At 37.9% G+C, this 20,480-nt stretch carries 16 protein-coding genes; 2 read left to right on the top strand and 14 right to left on the bottom strand.

Features of this window, described 5'->3' with window-relative positions:
• The first annotated feature begins 61 nt into the window (after nt 1-61).
• Nucleotides 62-2,434 (top strand): transglycosylase domain-containing protein, encoded by a 2,373-nt coding sequence (locus M2919_RS01430; protein WP_248849001.1) that lies wholly within the window; start codon nt 62-64, stop codon nt 2,432-2,434.
• A 60-nt stretch (nt 2,435-2,494) separates the two neighbouring features.
• Here M2919_RS01430 and ccpA read toward each other — a convergent pair whose 3' ends face one another.
• Complete coding sequence (gene ccpA, locus M2919_RS01425; RefSeq protein WP_126761027.1) at nt 2,495-3,496, bottom strand: catabolite control protein A; 1,002 nt, start codon at nt 3,494-3,496, stop codon at nt 2,495-2,497.
• 201 nt (nt 3,497-3,697) lie between these two features.
• Between ccpA and M2919_RS01420 the strand changes: the two genes are divergently transcribed.
• Nucleotides 3,698-4,801, top strand: coding sequence for a M24 family metallopeptidase (locus tag M2919_RS01420; protein ID WP_248849000.1), 1,104 nt, complete (start codon nt 3,698-3,700; stop codon nt 4,799-4,801).
• Between the two features lie 87 nt (nt 4,802-4,888).
• On the opposite strand, the gene M2919_RS01415 is transcribed toward M2919_RS01420, so the two are convergent.
• The 13 genes from M2919_RS01415 to rbfA form a co-directional block, all read right to left on the bottom strand.
• Nucleotides 4,889-5,422 (bottom strand): DUF2179 domain-containing protein, encoded by a 534-nt coding sequence (locus tag M2919_RS01415; protein ID WP_126761023.1) that lies wholly within the window; start codon nt 5,420-5,422, stop codon nt 4,889-4,891.
• 56 nt (nt 5,423-5,478) lie between these two features.
• Nucleotides 5,479-6,366 (bottom strand): metal ABC transporter substrate-binding protein, encoded by an 888-nt coding sequence (locus M2919_RS01410; RefSeq protein WP_248848999.1) that lies wholly within the window; start codon nt 6,364-6,366, stop codon nt 5,479-5,481.
• 146 nt (nt 6,367-6,512) lie between these two features.
• Nucleotides 6,513-7,658 carry a molecular chaperone DnaJ gene (gene dnaJ, locus M2919_RS01405; protein ID WP_126761019.1) on the bottom strand — a complete coding sequence of 382 codons (1,146 nt, stop codon included), beginning with the start codon at nt 7,656-7,658 and terminating at the stop codon, nt 6,513-6,515.
• Nucleotides 7,659-7,800: 142 nt separating this feature from the next.
• On the bottom strand, nt 7,801-9,627 hold the full coding sequence (dnaK, locus tag M2919_RS01400) for a molecular chaperone DnaK (protein WP_126761401.1): 1,827 nt from the start codon (nt 9,625-9,627) through the stop codon (nt 7,801-7,803).
• Nucleotides 9,628-9,660: 33 nt separating this feature from the next.
• Nucleotides 9,661-10,218: a nucleotide exchange factor GrpE gene (gene grpE, locus M2919_RS01395; protein ID WP_126761017.1), complete on the bottom strand. Its 558-nt coding sequence runs from the start codon at nt 10,216-10,218 to the stop codon at nt 9,661-9,663.
• A 20-nt stretch (nt 10,219-10,238) separates the two neighbouring features.
• Entirely contained in the window at nt 10,239-11,285 is a 1,047-nt protein-coding gene (hrcA, locus tag M2919_RS01390; RefSeq protein ID WP_126761015.1) for a heat-inducible transcriptional repressor HrcA, read from the bottom strand.
• A gap of 146 nt (nt 11,286-11,431) precedes the next feature.
• A complete protein-coding gene (gene hemW / locus M2919_RS01385) occupies nt 11,432-12,571 on the bottom strand; it encodes a radical SAM family heme chaperone HemW (protein ID WP_248848998.1) in 1,140 nt (379 codons plus the stop codon).
• Between the two features lie 3 nt (nt 12,572-12,574).
• The gene (gene ribF / locus M2919_RS01380; RefSeq protein WP_248848997.1) at nt 12,575-13,522 is read right to left on the bottom strand and encodes a riboflavin biosynthesis protein RibF; all 948 of its coding nucleotides are present in this window, start codon (nt 13,520-13,522) and stop codon (nt 12,575-12,577) included.
• 12 nt (nt 13,523-13,534) lie between these two features.
• Nucleotides 13,535-14,452, bottom strand: coding sequence for a tRNA pseudouridine(55) synthase TruB (gene truB / locus M2919_RS01375; RefSeq protein WP_248848996.1), 918 nt, complete (start codon nt 14,450-14,452; stop codon nt 13,535-13,537).
• Between the two features lie 127 nt (nt 14,453-14,579).
• Nucleotides 14,580-15,413: a class C sortase gene (locus M2919_RS01370; protein WP_248848995.1), complete on the bottom strand. Its 834-nt coding sequence runs from the start codon at nt 15,411-15,413 to the stop codon at nt 14,580-14,582.
• Nucleotides 15,414-15,475: 62 nt separating this feature from the next.
• On the bottom strand, nt 15,476-17,050 hold the full coding sequence (locus tag M2919_RS01365; RefSeq protein WP_248848994.1) for a SpaH/EbpB family LPXTG-anchored major pilin: 1,575 nt from the start codon (nt 17,048-17,050) through the stop codon (nt 15,476-15,478).
• A 35-nt stretch (nt 17,051-17,085) separates the two neighbouring features.
• Nucleotides 17,086-19,866 carry a SpaA isopeptide-forming pilin-related protein gene (locus M2919_RS01360; RefSeq protein WP_248848993.1) on the bottom strand — a complete coding sequence of 927 codons (2,781 nt, stop codon included), beginning with the start codon at nt 19,864-19,866 and terminating at the stop codon, nt 17,086-17,088.
• 244 nt (nt 19,867-20,110) lie between these two features.
• Entirely contained in the window at nt 20,111-20,461 is a 351-nt protein-coding gene (gene rbfA / locus M2919_RS01355; protein WP_248848992.1) for a 30S ribosome-binding factor RbfA, read from the bottom strand.
• Nucleotides 20,462-20,480 lie beyond the last annotated feature (19 nt).

The following is a 20,480-nucleotide window of genomic DNA, read 5'->3' as shown; positions in this document are numbered from 1 at the left end:
ATAAAAGATTTTGTTATAATAAAGTGATTCTATCAAAGGAATTAGGGGTGATGAAACAAAAATGAATAAAGAACGGGTGTTTTTCGGACTAAATGTTTTCCTTAGCGTCTTACGTTCGCTAGGTTACTTTTTTATAACAGTCTTGATATTAGGGGGCACCTTGTCATTAGGGATTGGGTTAGGCTATTTTGCTTTTCTTGTTTCAGATACAGAAGTACCAAATAAGGAAACAATGGTCAAAGCAATCAATGATATTGAATTAGTCTCCTCCTTTACCTATGATAATGGAGAAAAAATCGCTGACTTTAAATCAGATTTAGTTAGAACGCGTGTCAATTCCGAGCAAATCTCACCAATTGTAGAACAAGCACTGATTGCGACGGAAGATGAATACTTTAACGTACATAAAGGCATTGTACCTAAAGCCTTACTTCGTGCCGTTATCTCAGATATTACTGGAATTGGCGGACAATCTGGCGGTTCAACCTTGACTCAACAGTTAGTTAAGCAACAAATTTTAACAGACGAAACCACATTCTCACGAAAAGCCAATGAAATCCTTTTAGCTCTTCGCTTAGAAAAAATGTTGTCGAAAGAAGAAATATTAACTGCCTACTTAAATGTTTCCCCTTTCGGAAGAAATAATAAAGGACAAAATATTGCTGGAATTCAAGAAGCAGCGCGAGGATTATTTGGAAAAAATGCTGATGATTTATCACTTCCTCAAGCAGCGTTTATTGCTGGGTTACCACAAAGTCCTATTGTTTATTCACCCTACACTAATCTTGGACAAATCAAACCAGATGAAGGGTTAACTTATGGTCTAGAACGGAAAAATCAAGTGTTATATAGCATGTATCGTGAAAAATTTATTGATAAAGCACAATACGAAGAAGCTTTAAACTACGATTTAAAACAAGACTTCTTACCTCAAGAAATTATCACTGATCAGACGAATAACTACTTATACTATCAAGTAGAAAATGACACGATTGAAACGCTTATGACAAAGATTTACGAAAAGGATAACGTTAGCGAAGCCGATATTAAAAAAGATAATAATCTCTATGACAAGTACTATCAATTAGCTGAACGCGAATTACGACGTGGTGGATATGTCGTCCAAACAACAATTAACAAAAATATTTATGAAGCAATGAATAATACTGCTCAAAACAGTGGCTATATTTTAGATGATGGTTCAGGCAATACCGTTCAGCTAGGTAGTGTCTTAATGGAAAATCAATCAGGAAAAATCATTGGTTTCGTAGCAGGGCGAAATTACGAAGAAAGTCAAAATAACCACGCTTTTAATTCACGACGTTCACCCGGTTCGACAATGAAACCTATTGTAGCGTACGCACCAGCCATTGATACAGGAATGATTGGCAGTGAGTCACAACTTTCCAATCATGCTCGTAATTATCCGGGTGGTGGAAAACTCACGAACTACGGAGGACAGTCAGGAAATGAATTTAAGTCGGTTAGCAAAGCTTTAGCTGTATCAGACAACATTCCTGTCGTAAACTTGTACGAAAAACTAATCGAACGAACCAACGTTTATGATTATTTCCAAAAAATGAACAGTACAATTAATCCAGATAACTTCTCACACCTCTCTCTACCTCTTGGTACGGGAGAAGTGACAGTTGACGAACAGACGAATTATTATCAAACATTAGCAAATAATGGCGTTTATCAAAAAGGCTATATGATTCATAAGATTGTAGCGCCAAATGAAGAAGTTATATATGAACATCAAGATGCCGGTATTCCTGTTTTCAAACCAGCTACCGCCACTATCATGCAAGATTTAATGCGCCACGTCTTAAATGATAATAACGGAACTGGTCGCCCCGCGAAAGGCGCGCTATATGGATTAGATAATAACTTAGCCAATGCCGACTGGGTAGGTAAAACAGGGACATCAGAATTAGAACGTGACTACTGGTTTATTGCATCAACACCCGGTGTGACATTAACAACGTGGATTGGAAAAGAAGATGGACATTCTTCGATGGATTATCGTTGGGGTAATAATAATATGCAAATGTGGGCAATGATCGCAAACGCTGCCTATCAACAACAACCTGACTTATTTAAAGTCAATCAACGTTTTGAATTAGATAATAGCGTGATTAAATCAGAAGTATCTGATCTAACCGGAACAAAAATGGGGAATATCACTATAAATGGACGTAACATTAACGTACCAGGTAAAAAAGTACAAAGTTACTTCGCGCAAAATGGTGCGGCTAACCCTGACTTCCGCTTTGGTATTGGCGGGACAGATGCCAATTACCACCAGTTCTGGAATGCCCATTTACAACCTAAAAAAACACCCCCAAAACCAAAAAAAGAAACAAAACCGACTTCAAGAGAACCTGAAAAAGACGATGAAAAAGAGTCAGATAGTAAGGACGATGAAGATTAAAAAAAACTTGGTATGTAAGTTGCCTGAACGGCGAACTTGCATACCAAGTTTTTTATTATATTATTTTGTTGAATCTTTACGACTAATGCCATGAGGTAAAATAACTGTTTTTTCGTCATTTTCCTCTTTATTCATCATTTTCGTAAGTAGACGCATTGAAACGGCACCGATATCATATAAAGGTTGTGTTAAACTTGTCATTTTTGGACGTACAATGTCGGTTAATAGCGAATTATTTGTTGTAATAATTTCAAATTCTTCAGGAATCTTAACGCCTTTATCTGTTAATGCATTTGAAATACCTACTGCTAATAAATCATCGGCAACGTAAGCTGCTGTTGCGCCAGCAAACAGTAAACGCTCAGCTAGGTCTTCCCCATTTTTATAGACATATTCTGACTCGAATACTAATCCTTCAGTATACGTTAAGTCATGTTTTTTCAATGCTTCTTTGTAACCAGCTAAACGCTCTTTCCCATTAATCGGGTCAAGTAATGAGCCACTTACAAAGGCTACTTTTTCATTGCCATTTTCAATCAATAATTCAACGGCTTCTTTTGCTCCTTCGTGATAGTCAATATTAACTGAACCTACTTGCTCATCTGGATCAATAGATCCCGCTAACACAACTGGTGTTTTAGAGCGAGAAAACTCTCCACGAATCTCATCTGTAATATGATGTCCCATAAAGATAACGCCATCTACTTGTTTAGCAAGCAAGTTATTTAACACATTGATCTCTTTTTCGGCGTTTCCGTCTGAGTTCGCTAAAATAATATTATACTTATACATCGTTGCAACGTCATCAATACCACGCGCAAGTGATGAGAAGTAGATGTTGCTAACGTCTGGGATAATAACGCCGACTGTGGTTGTTTTCTTACTTGCTAGTCCTCTAGCCACTGCATTTGGTCGGTAATCCAAGCGCTCAATAACCTCTAATACTTTTTTTCTTGTCACAGGTTTTACATTTTGGTTGCCGTTCACAACACGTGATACCGTAGCCATGGAAACGTTCGCTTCACGAGCTACATCATAAATTGTAATTGTTTGTTTTTCCATTCTTCTTTTCTCCGTTTCTATTTACATTTCATTTCAGAAAATAACATATTCTATAACTACTGATAACATATCAGAAAAATAAAGCAAATGCAAGCGTTTTAGTGTTGTTTTCATGAAAATGAAAAGAAAATTTAATTTTGATATCGATTGAAAGAAATGACTTTATGTTCTATAGTTATATCATGAAAGGATGTGTTGTTAATGTATCAACAACGTATTAATGCTTTACAAGAATGGATGAGAGAAAATCAAATTGAAACAGCGTATTTGAATCATCCGAATAATATTTCTTATTTTACTGGTTTTGATAACGAACCACATGAAAGAATTCTGGCACTGTTCGTATCAGCTAATCATGAGCCTTTCCTCTTTACTCCGGGATTGGATGCAGAAGACGCTAAACGAAGCGGTTGGAATTACGATGTCGAAAGCTACTTAGATAGCGAAAATCCTTGGGTTATCATACGTCACGCATTTGAGAAACGTCATTTTTCTGTCAATCATTTAGCGATTGAAAAAGATAACCTATCTGTCGCGCATTTTGATGCCTTTAGCGACCAATTTTCAAATGTACAGGTCAAAGCTGACCTAACCCCTTTTATTCAACGTCAAATGCTTATCAAAACGGACGATGAAAAACAATTAATGATCGAAGCTGGTGATTGGGCAGATGTCGCATTCGAAGTTGCCTTTAATGCAATTAAAGAAGGCGTCAAAGAGTTTGAAATCTTAGCAGAAATTGAATACCAGTTAAAACTACGTGGGGTTTCCTCAATGAGTTTCGATACGATTGTTCTTGCGGGCGAAAATGCAGCAAGTCCGCATGGCGTTCCTTCTGATAATACAGTCAAACCAAATGAATTTGTTTTATTTGACTTAGGTGTGCTTTGGAAAGGCTATTGTAGTGATGCCACACGAACTGTTTCTTACAAAGAACCCACGGCTCATCAAGAAAAAATTTATAGTATTGTCTTACAAGCACAATTAGAAGCTGAAAAAGCTATCAAACCAGGTATTACAGCGGGTGAATTAGATAAAATTGCGCGTGATGTCATTACCGAAGCTGGATATGGCGAATACTTCAACCATCGTTTAGGACATGGTATTGGGACAAGTGTTCACGAATTCCCTTCACTTGTAGAAGGAAATGATATGGTCATTGAAAAAGGCATGTGCTTCTCAATCGAACCAGGTATTTATATCCCTGGAGATGTCGGCGTACGTATTGAAGACTGCTACTACGTTACCGAAGACGGTGCGTTACCGTTTACTCAAACACCAAAATCTCTTCAAATTATTGAATAATAAACATACTGAAACAGTATAACGACCCCCAACTGTTAGATATAAATTCAACGGTTGGGGGTCATTATATAATTTAATTAAAATAGGCTATTTTTTTATCCGTTTTGTCCAAAAGCCACCGGATATATATTTAGGTTCATGCGAAATCACAAACGCTTTAGGCTCGTCTTCTGATATTTGACGATACAGGACACGCTCATTTTTACGAGAAGTCAACACTTCTAAAATCATCCGCTCGCCTTCTCTTCCATATCCATAAGTGACTGTCACACCATAACCCAAATCTCGAAGTTGTTTGGCTAACATACTTTCAGTCTTAGGTAAAATTACTGTAACCATCATATAGCCGAGCGCGAGTTTTTCCTCGATTTTAATCCCGACAGCAATCCCCGTTCCATATCCAAGTGCATAGGCCATCAAGTTTAGCGGGTTATCCAAACGATTTAACACCATGCTTAAACCAACCACATAGACAGTAATTTCAAAAATACTAACAAGTGGCGCTAATAAACGGTACCCTTTCATCGTCAACATAAAACGAATGGTATTTAGCGTAATATAGACAAAGTTAATGCCAAAAATAAACAGTAATAATTTTAAATCCACGACTTTCCCTCCCATGTCTATTCATTGTAACGACTATTCGTTCTCAGGTAAATTTTTCTGAACGATCAGCTTTATTTGTTATGGATACTATAGGAAAGTGCTTTTAAATTTTCCTCCATAATAGAAAGATAGTCCTCTTTTTCTTCTCGTTCTTTTTTGCTCAAACTTTCAAGTGTGTTCAACGTTAAAATCTCCGCATTGGTTTCTTTCGCAATCGTTTCTGCCATTTTACTAGAACCACCTTGCTCGGTATAAATCACAGTAATATTATTTGCTTCCATGAAATCTTTTAACTGAGCCAATGTCTTAGAACTTGGTTCCGCATCAGGTGTCAACCCGGCAATCGCGACGGGATGTAAGTCATAACGTTTCGCTAAATAACCAAAGGCAGCATGTTGTGTTACAAAAGTACGGTTTGGCACATTTTGAAACGCTTGTCGATAATCCGTATCTAACTGCACAAGTTCTTCTTGGAAATTTGCTTCATTCTCTCTAAACACTTCTTTATTTTCAGGAAATGCTTTGCTCAATTCATCAGTAATATGTGTTACTTGTTGTTGTGCTAGCACGGGGTCTAACCATACATGCGGGTCATAGACATGATGATGTCCACCTTCACCATGTTCATCATTCTTTTCCATTTGTAATGTTTCACTTGCTTCAATAATTTTAATCTCACTGTCCTTTAAAGAATCAAGTAAACGCGGTACCCATGACTCCATTTCTTTTGAATTGTAAATAAACACGTCGGCATCTTGAATTCGTGCCAAGTCTTTAGCACTCGGTTCGTAATCATGTGGCTCGACATCTGAATCGATCAGCATCGTCACATTTGCCTCATTTCCTACAATTTTTGAAGTAAAATCATACATAGGATAAAAAGTTGTTATAATATCTAATTTATCAGCATTTTTTGATGTATCATCTATTTTTTTACACCCTGTTATCATCATCCCCATTAAAAACACTGCTGCTATTACTAGTCATTTTTTCTTCATAGTATCTTCCTTTTCATTAGAATCGTTATATTTATAATACTGTTTTATTATACAGATATAATTTAAGGATGCCATAAAAAAAAGAAAAAGTAAAATGTCGAAACATTTTACTTTTTCTTATCAAAATTAAACGCGTCTTTCATTTTATCAAAAAAACCTTCTTCATGTTCAAAATTATCGTCGCCACTTGCTTTAGCAAAAGCGTGGAGCGCTTCTTTTTGTTCATGGTTTAAGTTTTTAGGCGTAATGATTTTCACATTAACATGATGATCGCCGTTGTTAGAACCACGTAGACGCGGTGCCCCTTTGCCTCTTAAGCGGAAATTAGTTCCAGACTGTGTGCCTGCAGGAATTTTTAATTTAACCTTACCATGTACAGTTGGGACTTCTACTTCTGCTCCTAATGTTGCTTGGACAAAGCTAATCGGTAATTCATAAAATATATCGCTACCGTCACGATCAAAGATATCACTATCTTCAACATCAAAAATTACGTATAAGTCTCCATAAGGGCCACCATTATAACCGGCTTCTCCTTGTCCACTTAAGCGCATTTGTTGACCGTCTTCCACTCCGGCCGGAACATTCACTTTTACAGAGTGCGTGCGAGCTTGTCTACCAGAACCATGACAATCTGAACATGGATCTTTAATGGTTTGACCAGAACCACCACATTGGTCACACGTTTGACGGCTCATGACACGACCTAAAGGCGTTTGTCGTTCAACATTAATAGTCCCTTGACCATGACATTTTGAACATGTTTCAGGATGTGTCCCCGCTTTAGCTCCGCTACCGCCGCACGTTTGACAATTATCTTCACGACGGAACTTAATCGTCTTTTCAGCACCGAAGATAGCTTCTTCAAATGTTAAATCCAAATTGTATTGTAAATCTGCTCCTTGACGCGGTGCATTTGGATTAGCAGTACGACCACCGCCTCCAAAAAACGATTCAAAAATATCTTCAAAACCGCCGAATCCACCTGCGCCTCCAAAGCCACCAAAACCGCCGCCTGCACCGAAGTTTGGATCAGTACTTGCATGACCATATTGATCATAAGCCGCTTTTCGTTGTGGATCACTTAATACTTCATAAGCTTCAGATACTTCTTTAAATTTATCTTCTGCATCAGGTTCTTTATTTATATCTGGATGATACTTTTTAGATAATTTACGGTACGCACGTTTTATCTCATCATCAGAGGCTGATTTTGATACCCCCAGCACTTCATAATAATCTCTCTTAGACATGGGTATTCCTCCATTCCCTATAAACTAATAAGCCTTTTAAATCATAACATAAATCACTTATATAGCAAACTACTATCATTTAAAAAGCTTACAAGTAGAGAAGCCAATCAAAACTGATTGGCTTCCTTAACTTGTTTCAAAATTATTTGTCGTCTACTTCTTCAAAATCAGCATCGACAACATCATCAGCGCTTCCTTGTGCGTCAGCATTTTCTGCTTGAGCTGCTTGTTCTTGTGCAGCTTGTTCATACAACTTAACGGTTAATGCTTGAACGATTTCATTCAATTCATCACGTTTTGTTTTCATTTTTTCTAAGTCATTTTCTTCAACCGCTGCTTTTAATTCATCACGAGCTGCTTCTGCTTTTTTCACTTCATCCTCGTCCACTTTACCTTCTAGTTCAGATAATGTTTTGTCAACTGAGAATAATAAAGCATCCACATCATTACGTAAGTCAGCTTCTTCTTTACGCGCTTTATCTGCTTCAGCGTTAGCTTCTGCATCTTGAACCATTTTTTCAATTTCTTCATCTGTTAAACCTGAAGAAGATTTGATAGTGATTTTTTGTTCTTTTTGTGTGCCTAAGTCTTTAGCACTTACGTTTACAATACCGTCTTTGTCAATGTCAAATGACACTTCAATTTGAGGTACGCCACGTGGTGCTGGTGGAATATCCGTTAATTGGAAACGGCCAAGTGTTTTATTGTCCGCTGCCATTGGACGTTCACCTTGTAACACATGAATGTCAACTGCTGGTTGATTATCAGCTGCTGTAGAGAATACTTGTGATTTGCTTGTTGGAATCGTTGTATTACGGTCAATTAACTTCGTAAATACGCCACCCATTGTTTCGATACCTAATGATAACGGTGTGACGTCAAGTAATACCACGTCTTTGACATCTCCTGAGATAACGCCACCTTGGATAGCCGCACCCATTGCTACTACTTCATCCGGGTTAACTGATTTGTTTGGATCTTTATTTGTTTCACGGTGTACAGCTTCGACAACCGCTGGAATACGTGTTGAACCACCAACTAAGATAACTTCGTCTAATTCAGAAGCTGATAGACCTGCGTCTTTTAGCGCTTGACGAACAGGTGCTTTCGTACGTTCTACTAAGTCTGCTGTTAACTCGTCAAATTTTGCACGTGTTAATGTCATTTCTAAGTGAAGAGGTCCTGCTTCTCCTGCTGTAATAAATGGCAAGCTGATTTGTGTGCTTGTCACACCTGATAAATCTTTTTTCGCTTTTTCAGCTGCGTCTTTTAGACGTTGAACAGCCATCTTATCTTTTGATAAGTCGATACCATTTTCTTTACGGAATTCAGCAACTAAGTAATCAATCACTTTTTCGTCAAAGTCATCCCCACCTAGATTATTGTCTCCGGCAGTTGATAATACGTCAAATACACCGTCACCAAGTTCTAAAATAGAAACGTCGAATGTACCGCCACCTAAGTCAAAGACTAGAACGCGTTCTTCTTTATCTGTTTTATCTAATCCATAAGCTAAAGCTGCTGCAGTTGGCTCATTTACAATACGCTCAACTTCTAGTCCAGCAATTTTACCAGCGTCTTTTGTTGCTTGACGTTGTGAGTCATTAAAGTAAGCTGGGACAGTAATAACGGCTTTTGTTACTTTTTCGCCAAGGTAATCTTCAGCAAAACCTTTCATGTATTGTAATACCATTGCTGAAATTTCTTGTGGTGTATAAGATTTGCCTTCCATTTCTACTTTATAACCAGCTTGTCCCATGTAACGTTTAATAGAAGCAATCGTATTTGGGTTTGTTACTGCTTGACGTTTAGCAACTTCCCCTACTTGAATTTCACCATCTTTGAACGAAATAACAGATGGTGTCGTACGATTTCCTTCTGGGTTAGGAATAATTTTTGCTTCGCCACCCTCTAAAACTGCTACTGCTGAGTTTGTTGTTCCTAAGTCAATACCAATAATTTTACTCATCATTAAGTTCCTCTTTTCTTTTATGTTTTATTTTTATTGTGCAACGATAACCATTGAAGGTCTTAAAACTCGGTCGTGTAGTTGATATCCTTTTTGTAATACGGTCACTACTTCGTCTGCTTGTTGCCCTTCTTCTAATGGTACAGTTTGTACCGCTTGGTGGACATTAGGGTCAAAAGTTTCGCCTAAAGCTTTGATTTCTTCAATGCCGGCATTTTTCAATGCAACAATAAAGCTTTCATAGACCATTTCAATTCCCTTTTTCAAGCTTTCTCCCGTTTCTTCTGACACTTCAATATCGAGTGCACGTTCTAAGTTATCTAATGCTGTTAAAAGCTCTTTACCTAGATCTTGCGAACGATACTTTAACAATCCTTCACGCTCTTTTTGGAATCGATTACGCATGTTTGCTATTTCAGCTTGGGCGCGTAAAAACTTATCTTCCATTTCAGATAAAGATTCTTCTAATTCTTTAACAGGATCTACTTCTTCTACCGTTGTTTCTTCAACAATCTCCTCTTGTTGTTCTTCTTCAGCCGCCGTTACGTCTTCGTCGATAGGCGCTACATGTTCTTCGTTATGCTCTGTCATGCAAACCTTCCTTTCTCTTTCTAAGATGTGGAAAACGAGTCAATCAAACGATAATAATCGGTCAAATGATTCGCTAATTCATGGCGAAAGACATCCATTAAACCAAACATCTTAGCATAAGACATATTGGTTGGACCTAAAATTGCAATCGTTCCTTTTCCATGTCCAGGAACTTGATACGAGGCTGTCATCAGACTCATCCTTGCCAGTTCATCTTTTTCAAGTTCGTTACCAATCTTGATTTCTATGCCATCATCTGGTACCTCAATTAATGACACAACTTCATCGTGATTATCCATTAAAGAATAAATCGATTTAAATGAGGGTACATCTGAAAACAAATCAAAATCGAGTAAATTCATTTTCCCACTCACATATACTTTCTCTTCAAATGCCTGACCTAATGCCATTTCAAAAATATCCATGACACTGCCTGGCGATTGAAAATATCGTTGTAAAATCAATGGGATTTCTGTCCGTAATTTATGATAAACGGTAATCAAAGGTTCTCCGATTAGTTTATCATTAATAATTCGCACGATTTGTTCAATGTCCGAACTTGAAATCGATGGTGGTATCGTGAATATCTGACTTTCAACATTTCCCTTATCCGTTACAATAATAGCCATCAATTGTTGATTGTTTAAAGGAACAATTCTAAATCCTGTCAGTCGGCGCTCATTGATTTCAGGTCCCAATGAAAACGCCGTATAGCTTGTTAAATCAGAGAGTATTTTCGCTGATTGCTGAATAATATCGTTAATCTCACGAAAATCTTTACGAAATGAGGTTTTGATTCTACTTACTTCTGCTGGTGTCATCGATCTTGGCTGTAAAAGGTGGTCGACATAAAATCGATAACCTTGAACAGAAGGGATTCTTCCTGAAGAGGTATGCGTTTTTTCCAAGTAACCTTTTTGTTCTAAGGCGGCAAGGTCATTACGTATCGTTGCAGAACTCGCCTTAACTCCAGCGTTCATTAACGTTTTAGATCCTACAGGCAATCCGTCAGAAGTATAAAGTTGAATAACCAACTTTAATATTAACTGTTGGCGTTCTGTCAGCAAACTCTCACCTCCTCTGATTTTTTAGCACTCTTATTGTATAAGTGCTAACTACATTATCTAGTATAACAACCTGTGTTTTTTTTGTCAACAGAAAAGACCAACAAATTAGCACTCTTTATAATTGAGTGCTAATTTGTTGGTCATTGTTATTTATCTAATAAGAAACGCTGAAAAACATTGTTCCCAAGTGCTAAGCCTCGACGCGTTAAGGCGATATGTTGCGTATCTTTCACAAGCAACTTTTCTGCAACAAGTTCTTCAATAACATTCCCAAAAACTTCATCTAGGGATTGTTTAAATTTTTCATAGAATAAGGCATATGAGACGCCTTCACGTTTTCGCAAACCTAAAAACAATTCTTCTTCCATACGAGCCTGTTCAGTTAAAATTTCTTCATCACGTATAGGCCTTTTCTGTTCTTTTAATGGCTGCATATATTGCTGTATCGGACCGAAATTACGATAACGCACACCATCTAAATAACCGCTAGCTCCAGCACCTAGTCCATAGTATTCTTCGTTATTCCAATAGACTAAGTTATGCTGACTCTCTTTACCAGGTATCGCAAAATTACTGACCTCGTATTGTTTACGACCGTGCGCCTCCATAAACGATGCCGCAAGATCAAACATATCTCCTTCTTCATCTTCATCTGGCAAATGCAAACGTCCCTGTCTAGCTAGATTATAAAAAACGGTTTGATTTTCTAAGATTAGCGAATACAGAGAGTAGTGTGGTAAGTCTAACGAAAGAGCTTTATCCAATGAGTCTTGAAAGCTCTCTAGTGATTGGCCGGGTAGCGCGTAAATTAAATCAATGCTCACATTGTTTAATCCGCTCTTCTCTAATAATCTCATCGTATCAAAAACATCAGAGGCAGTATGTTTGCGCCCAATTTTTTTTAACAAACGGTCATCAAAACTTTGAACGCCCATTGAAAGCCGATTGACTCCATAATTTTTTAAGACAGCAATTTTATCCGCTGTTAAATCACCAGGATTCGCTTCCACGGTAAATTCGACTCCTGAAGCTAGAGGTAATTGTTCATGAATCCCAATCATTAGTTTTTCTAATTGCTTGGCACTCAAGGAAGTCGGCGTACCGCCACCAATATACATGGTAGAGAGCGGATGAGCTGAAACTTCCTCTTTTAGAAAACTCATCTCACGAATGAGCATATCGATGTATTCATCAACAGGTTGTCCTTCTATAAAAACTTTATTAAAATCACAATAATAGCAAATATGCTCACAAAACGGGATGTGAAGATACGCCGATTTTATCATCTTCTAAGCGCCTCTCTTCTCAAAATATTCTCGAGTGTCAATTTTATCTTGATTTAATTGTGCAATCAGACCTTCAGGGCCGTCAAATTTAATTTCGCCTCTGAGGTAATGACACCATCGAACGCTCACTTGTTCTCCATAAATATCAGCATCAAAATCTAAAATATTAACTTCCACAGTTTTTTCACGGTTTTTCTCAAACGTAATGTTGTAACCTATTTGAGCCATACCATGATACGTCTTATTAGCCACTTCAAATTCAACAGCATATACACCATTTTTTGGCAAACGTGCTTTTTGAGGAGTACGAATATTTGCGGTTGGGTAACCTAGCGTCCGTCCGCGTGCATCTCCATGAACGACAACACCCTCAGTCTCGTAATCATAGCCTAATAGATGGGTGACTTCTTCCATTTTACCTGCTTCTAACGCAGCTCTAATAGCCGTCGAACTGATTTTATCACCTAAGGCTTCTTGTTTTTCGACACGTACGACTTCAAAACGATTTTGACTATATGTAGGTAATTGCGCCATAGAGGCAATATCTTTAGGCCCATACGTATAGTCAAATCCTGCCACCGCTACTTGTGCGTGTAATCCGACAATGTATTGGTCGACAAAATCTTGTGGCGCTAAACTTGCAAAGGCAGAAGTAAACTCGACTACATATAAATAGTCGACCCCTAATTCTTCCATGCGGCGCGCTTTTTGTTCTACAGTTGTTAAGTATTTCATCGTACCCGGTTCTATTTTTTTAAAGACGATAGATGGATGTTGATTAAACGTCATGACAGCAAGCTTTAATCCTCTGGCCTCGGCTTGTTTTTTACCTTCATTAATAACAGCTTGATGCCCCCTATGTACACCGTCAAAGAACCCAAGCACCATCACCACCGGTTCTTCAGGTATTTGCCTTTTCTCATATGGATGATGTAATTCTATAACTTTCATAATAAGACTCCCTTATTCATTGATTCTTAACACTTTCACCGGCTTAAGCCAAGCAGGTTTAGTTGGATGTTGTTGATAAATAGCTACTATTCGTTCATGATAATAACAAGCCACCACTGCGTCTAACGAGATAGAGGGGTATTCTGAGACTGCTAGAAAACGACCGTTGCGAACATCTTCATAGCGCTCACTTGTTAAGTCAAGACGTTGAAATTGCTCAAAGGCCAATTCTATTGGTAGTAAAAAAGTGCTGTCATTTTGCTCCATCATCGCTTGAATATCTTGTAAACGATAACTTTTATCAGCTGTCAAGCCACCACTTGCCAATCGGGTTAAATCTGACATATGAGCAGCTACTCCTAACGCTTTTCCCGTATCAACGGCGAGCGTGCGCACATACGTCCCTTTACTACACGTGACGTTAAAGCGCCAAGAAACTGTTTGTTTTTCTTCATTATAAGAAAGTGGTGTAATTCGCTCAAAACAAGAAATCGTCGTTTGACGTTGGGGTCGTTCGACTGATAAACCCTCACGAGCATACTCGTAAAGACGTTTACCGTTCACACGTACTGCCGAATACATCGGTGGAACTTGCGTAATCGTTCCAATAAATGACGCCATAACACTATCGACTTCTTCTTCCGAAATAGGTGCTAAAATCGGTGTGATATCAACTACATCTCCGCTGATATCTTCTGTCGTTGTACTATATCCTAATGTTATTTCACCTGTATATTGTTTATCATGTGTTTGCAAATATTCAATAGTTTTCGTGCCTTTCCCAACCGCAATCGGTAAAACACCGTCAACATCTGGGTCTAACGTCCCGCCATGTCCGATTTTTTTTGTCTGCAAAATTTTTCTTAATTTGAAGACGCAATCATGACTCGTCATGCCGCGTTCTTTCCATAACGCTATAATTCCATCCATTTTCGCACCTCTTTATCTGAAATAACTAGTTTAGTATAGCATAAATCTCAAATGTTCGTTAACCTTTACGCCAAAAAACTGCTCCCGATTCATCAGGAGCAGTCTCTCTGGCTGGTGCATACTACCATTATTTTTTTGCTCGTTGCTTATGTAACCTGATAGCGACTACGAGGATCACAAGTAATACGACGATACTCGTCACTAACATTGCTGTAAACAGCCTTTTATCGGCCGAACTAATCGCTTTCACTGGTTGAATCTTTTGAATATCTTGTTCCTTATAAGGTGTCCGAACGCCTCTTACCAATAAACGATGCGAATTGACACCAAATGGCGTACAAGTTAATAACGTCACCATATCAAGCTGATCAAACAGTTTAATCTTTTCTAATTCATTTGGTAACACGACCGAAATTTGGTCCACCTGATAGGCTAATTTTTGATCCAGTACGGAAATAATAAAGAGATCCCCTTTAACCAGTTCTGTGAGATTGGTAAACATTTCTGAATGAGCTAAACCAGTATGTCCCGTAATGACACTGTGAGAGTTTTTCCCTCCGATAGGAAGAGAGGTTCCTTCCATATGACCGATACCTTTTTGTAAAACAGACTCACTTGTACCATGATATATAGGTAAAGCTAGAGAGAGCTTAGGTATCTCGACTGTAGCCATCACATGATCAGGAAAATTCAGTACGGCTTCGTAATTATCAGGAAGAGCACGACCACTCCCTTCAACAAAGGGGTCATGAACAGGATTCCCTTGCAGGGTTTCATTATACGTGATTGCTTTTTTCCATTCTGCCTTTATACTTTTTTTTGCTAAAGTCGATACTGTTTTTTCATGGTTCTGAATTTGACTTTCCATCTTATTATTATAGAGATTCTGGCTAATTTTAGGATAGATAAGCATCACGCAACCAATCAAGATGATCAATCCACTCAAAAAATGACGTTTCACAACATGACCTCCTCTCAATGGCACTGACGCCAACTAATACATGAGACAATGAACGTGGTCTGTTAGTCACTCTCTACTTTTTTATTATTGACCATCAAATGAATGACGCCCCCACCAATGATCATAATACCCACAATTGAAAGTAATAAACTCGTCACACTGCCTGTTTTTGGTAGTAACCCTTTTTTGCTATTTTTTATGGTTATTTCAAGTATGTTATCAATTACGTCCTTATCAAACGTTACTTGTACCGGAGCATCTAAAAGATGGTACCCTTCAGGAGCTTCGACCTCCACTAACCAATAAGACAAGTATGTTTTGTCACTCTCTACACCATTCGTAACAGTTGCCGTATATTCTTTTAATCCTTTGAATGTTGCCACTCCGTTTGCTTCATTCGTTGTTTCTTTCCAAACAGACGCAGTGTCATAGCCTGTTTCATCAGCATCAATAATTTCTCCATCTTTTCCTTTTTTCAAAAAGTGTCCATTTTTCGCATTTTCTTCAGAAGAGGCAATCTGGAACACTGCTCCGTTCAAAGCTGAGCTATCACGTGCACTTATTTTGTTTATCTTAATATTTCCAGTATGAACAATTACTGGTTCCGTTTCTTTCTCTAACTCTTGACCGTTTTTATTCGTAAACTCGACATTCGCTTTATTTCCAACTTGCGTGATCTCTTTATTTAATAAGTTCTCATTCACAACCGCATCAAAGGTAATCACTATGAATTTTTTCTCAGAGATTTTCCGACGCCCTTCAGCTGTAAAAATCACCTTAAAATCTGGGTTCCTCTCTACTGTATAATCAGTGTTTTCAACCAAAGCTTCTAAAGTGGTCACATCTCCATTTTTTGTATCGGTACGATAGACTTTAAGTGTCTCTTCATTAAATGTTAACGCAGCATCTAATTCATCGACAATCGCATAACTAATTTTTTTGTTAATATCGGTATCTTCGTTATAAACACCAGCTGGCACCTTATTATTAATTCGGTAAGAGACAGTATCTCCGATGTTGACCGATAATTCAGACTCTGTAATTTTTTCTAATACTAAACCTTCATTTTTAGGATAAACATGAACATCAGTTAACCAACCATTTCCATCAGGATTTGTCATAGGAACATGTACGATAAAAGGTTTATGGGGATCAACATCTATCTCCTCACCTTCAACGTTAATAGGCTCACTAGGCATTTCTTTCACAACATAAACACCTTGTTCTAAATTTTTTGCTGAAGCTATACCATCCTCATTGGTAGTAACACTTGAAGTATTTGCTACTGCAATTTTATATTCTACACCTTCATCTGTTAAAGTCTTGTTAGCAGAATCAACCGTCATATTGATTCCTTCTGGGTAGCGACCTTTATTGGGCTCAACTTTAAATAATTTAAATTCAATTCCAGGTAGTGCTTTCGCACCCTCCGGAAGGTCGTTTTCCTCGATAACATTACCGTCATTCGGATCACCTGCCAACTCTAAATCTTCTAAGTAATATTTATGAATATACAAATTCCCTTGTTTTGGTGGTACTGATGCCACTGTTTCTTTCGCTTGAACTGGCTGACATCCGCTACTTATTAACAAACTACCGAAAACGACTCCCATAAGTGTACATAATAGTTTTTTCATTGTCTTAGCTCCTTTTCATTATTTTTATTTTAAAGTTATTTAGCTTGTTCAGTTCCTTTGCTAAATAGACTCCAAATTCTTAACATGATACCCGTACCGATCAAACAAATCCCCAATGTAATCTGTATCAGTAGCCGATTAGAACCGGCTGCTGGTAAAACAGGGATGACATAATTAGGCAAGCGTAGTAGCTCATCCTCATCGCCTGCTTTAAACGCTGGTGGCAACACGGCACCATAACCTGTTATACTCATTTCTTCCATTTTATTATCTGCCGCAGGCGTCAAATCAATTTCCCAAAAACCAACCGGTAGGAGATACCCAGTTTTTGTTTTTCTTTCTACTAAATAATACGTTCCTTTCGTGACAGCTTCAAAACGTACCTCACCTTGCTCTTGACTTGTAGCATGCCTAATCAACTGCCAACAATCCAACACAGCTTCTTTTTCAAACTCGGCATGTTGATGATCCGACTCACTGTTAGAGCAGCCATATAAGTCAAATTCAACACCTTCTAATGATTCATCTCGCTCGTTCACTTTAATGAATATAAGCTCGCTCTTTAAGCGTTCATTTTTCAGGCTATACTCGATAAGATTGTTTGTTTCATCTTCCTTTAACTCTATTTCTAATGGTTGATCATCAAGAGTAACGTCGCCATTAGATTTAATCGTTAGTGTCAGCGGTTTTGACAATTTAGTATACCCATTAGGTGCTTCAACTTCTTCTAGTTGATAACTTCCTGGTAATAAATTTTTAAAATAAAAGGTTGCTGTTGGAGAGTCTTTATCTGACGGTATCAACTGCTCAGCACCACTCTCATCATTTTTCAACCGAAATTGTGCGCCTTTTAACGCTGCTCCGTTTTCATCTTGTTTGTTTAGCTTAAAATCAAACATTTTCAATTGATTTTTTATACTATCTGGAAACTTAAACGTATTAAGGTCTTCTTCTTCGTTTAAAGTACCTTCAAATTTTTCCTCATTAATGGTAATACTGCCATTTTCTAGTATCTTAATTTTATATGGCTCTTTCAATTTTTGATAGCCTGTTGGTGCGCTCTTTTCAATTAACTCATACTCTCCTGGAGGCACTGATGGAAATTCAAAACACGCTAGGGCTTCTTCTGGATGATTTTTAGGTAAAGTTACGTTATAGTCGCCTTCTGAGCTATCCTTTTTTTTCAGTTGAAACACCGCACCTTTTAACGCGTTTCCTTCTGAATCTTCTTTACAAAACGTCAGCGTATAAGGTTTCAGATGATTGTCAATAGAGGCCTGAATCTTATTCACTTCATTCTTTTCACCCAATTCCACCGTAAACTCTTTCACACCCATCTCTACTGTACCATCGGGATGAATCGTCATATTAATGGGGATATCATTCTTCTCATACCCTTTAGGTGCTTTGAGTTCTTCTAATAAATATGTTCCAATCTTTAACTCTTCAAACGTAAAAATAGCCGTTTCTTCCTCTGGATTCTCTGGTAATTCTTTTTCATACGTTCCATCTTCAGAAGTCAATTTAAATTGTGCACCGGCTAAAGCCTCTCCTTCTGCTGTTTCTTTCTTTAAAATCAATTCATATGGACTTAATTCGTTAACAATTTCGAGGACACAGACACCATTAGCTAACATGATCTCTTCATCATCTATTTTACAATTTCCGCCTTCATCTACTTCTAGCTTCCATTTTTTATCAGACAATTTGTAGCCATCTGGCGGTCTCGTCTCAATCAATGTGTATCTTCCAATTGGCAAATCAACGGTTATTTCGCCATTAGCATCTGTAGTTAGGCCTTCGTGTATCACATTTTGGTCATTATCTTTAATATCAAAGATCGCACCGGGCAATGCAATACCCGCACTGTTTACTTTTTTAATCTGAAACTGACGATCACCAAAAAAAACATCTTCAAAAACTACTCCCTGAGACACTCCACCAAATGCTGAAGTAGGAGAGGTACTCGCTGTCAGCCCCCAATAAACATTTTGACAATCTTCTAGATCTATTCGTATATTGTGATTGATTTCAACAGGCGCTTCATTATCAAGTTTAAAGGTAATCACGCCACTCCCGTTATTTCCTTTGGGATCCCAGCAATAGAATATTTTACGCCATGTACCATTCGCAATAGGATTATTAGCTGCCCCCTCTTTTAAGACTACGTGTTTGCTCAATCTACAGTCTGTACCACTGGTTCTAAACGCAATGTGTCCCACATGATTTTTGTTATCTTGTGTTCGAAAATTTGTAAGATCAGCATCGTGATCCCCTACACCACTGTGATGATTACCAATTGTATTATAATATGTATCAAACTCTAGAGTATGGGCCTTCCCTAAACGATCTGTCTGCCACGTTCCTTGTTTGCCACCATCACCGTACACACCCATACCTGCTCCCCGATAGCCTGCATGTCTCTCCCCACCATTTCTAAAGGTAAGAGCTAAGCCATCAGCAACTGTACCCGGTTTCTTTGTATCACCAAAGTAACCATAAAACTCTAGAATGAACGGTTCACTCAAATCAATCTGTGTCTTACTCCACACCTGACAAGAGAATCGTCCATCAGGGAAACCCTCCTCTTCTGGTCCCGTTAAATCGATCAAATAATTTAATCCATCTATGTTGGTATGATAAATACTATTTGGACAAAAATTGAAAAGATGTCCAATATCTAACGGTTTTAAATTTTCTGGGTAGCGAGGATACTGACTGGTATCCACAGACTGGATAACTAACGGTTGAAAAATAAACATAAAAACCATAGAAACTATCAAAATAAGCACTTGTTTTAGACTATTTTTTTCCATCGGCTTCCTCCTTGTCTTCGTTATTTAAACCGCTTACAACAACTGTTATGAACGTTTCTTATAAAATAATTATAACGAAAAATATCCGAAACGATTATGATGTTTTGTCCTGAAATGGACAAAACATCATAATGACTTTTAATCAAATATCACCTAAAAACCTGCTAACCTGAAACATAAAAAGCCCCCAATTTTCGTCTCAAACGAAAATTGGGGGCTTAACAGATTATTAAAAAGTCTTTATCTAGCGTTTGTTTTTCATTTCACGCAAAAGTTCATCAATACGATTACCATACGCTACTGATTCGTCACGTTGAAAGAATAGTTCTGGTGTTTTATAAATACTTAAACGATGACCTAATTCTTTTCTAATTAAACCACTAGCTTTTTCAAATCCTTTTTGGACTTCATCAAATGTTTCAGGATTGTCAGCCAGTGTGCTGTAATAAATCGTAGCTTGTTGTAAATCACCCGTAACGTCGACTTCAGTAATAGTCGCCCCTTCAACACGGGGATCTCGCACTTTTTTGTGCAAGATATCATTCACTTCTTTTAATATTTCTTGAGCGACTCGACGGTCTCGATATTTTACCATAACTCTGTCACGCTCCTTA

Source organism: Vagococcus lutrae (assembly GCF_023299185.1).
Lineage (GTDB): Bacteria > Bacillota > Bacilli > Lactobacillales > Vagococcaceae > Vagococcus_A > Vagococcus_A lutrae.
Note: the sequence above shows the minus strand (reverse complement) of the source record. Positions and strands in the feature narration are given on the sequence as shown.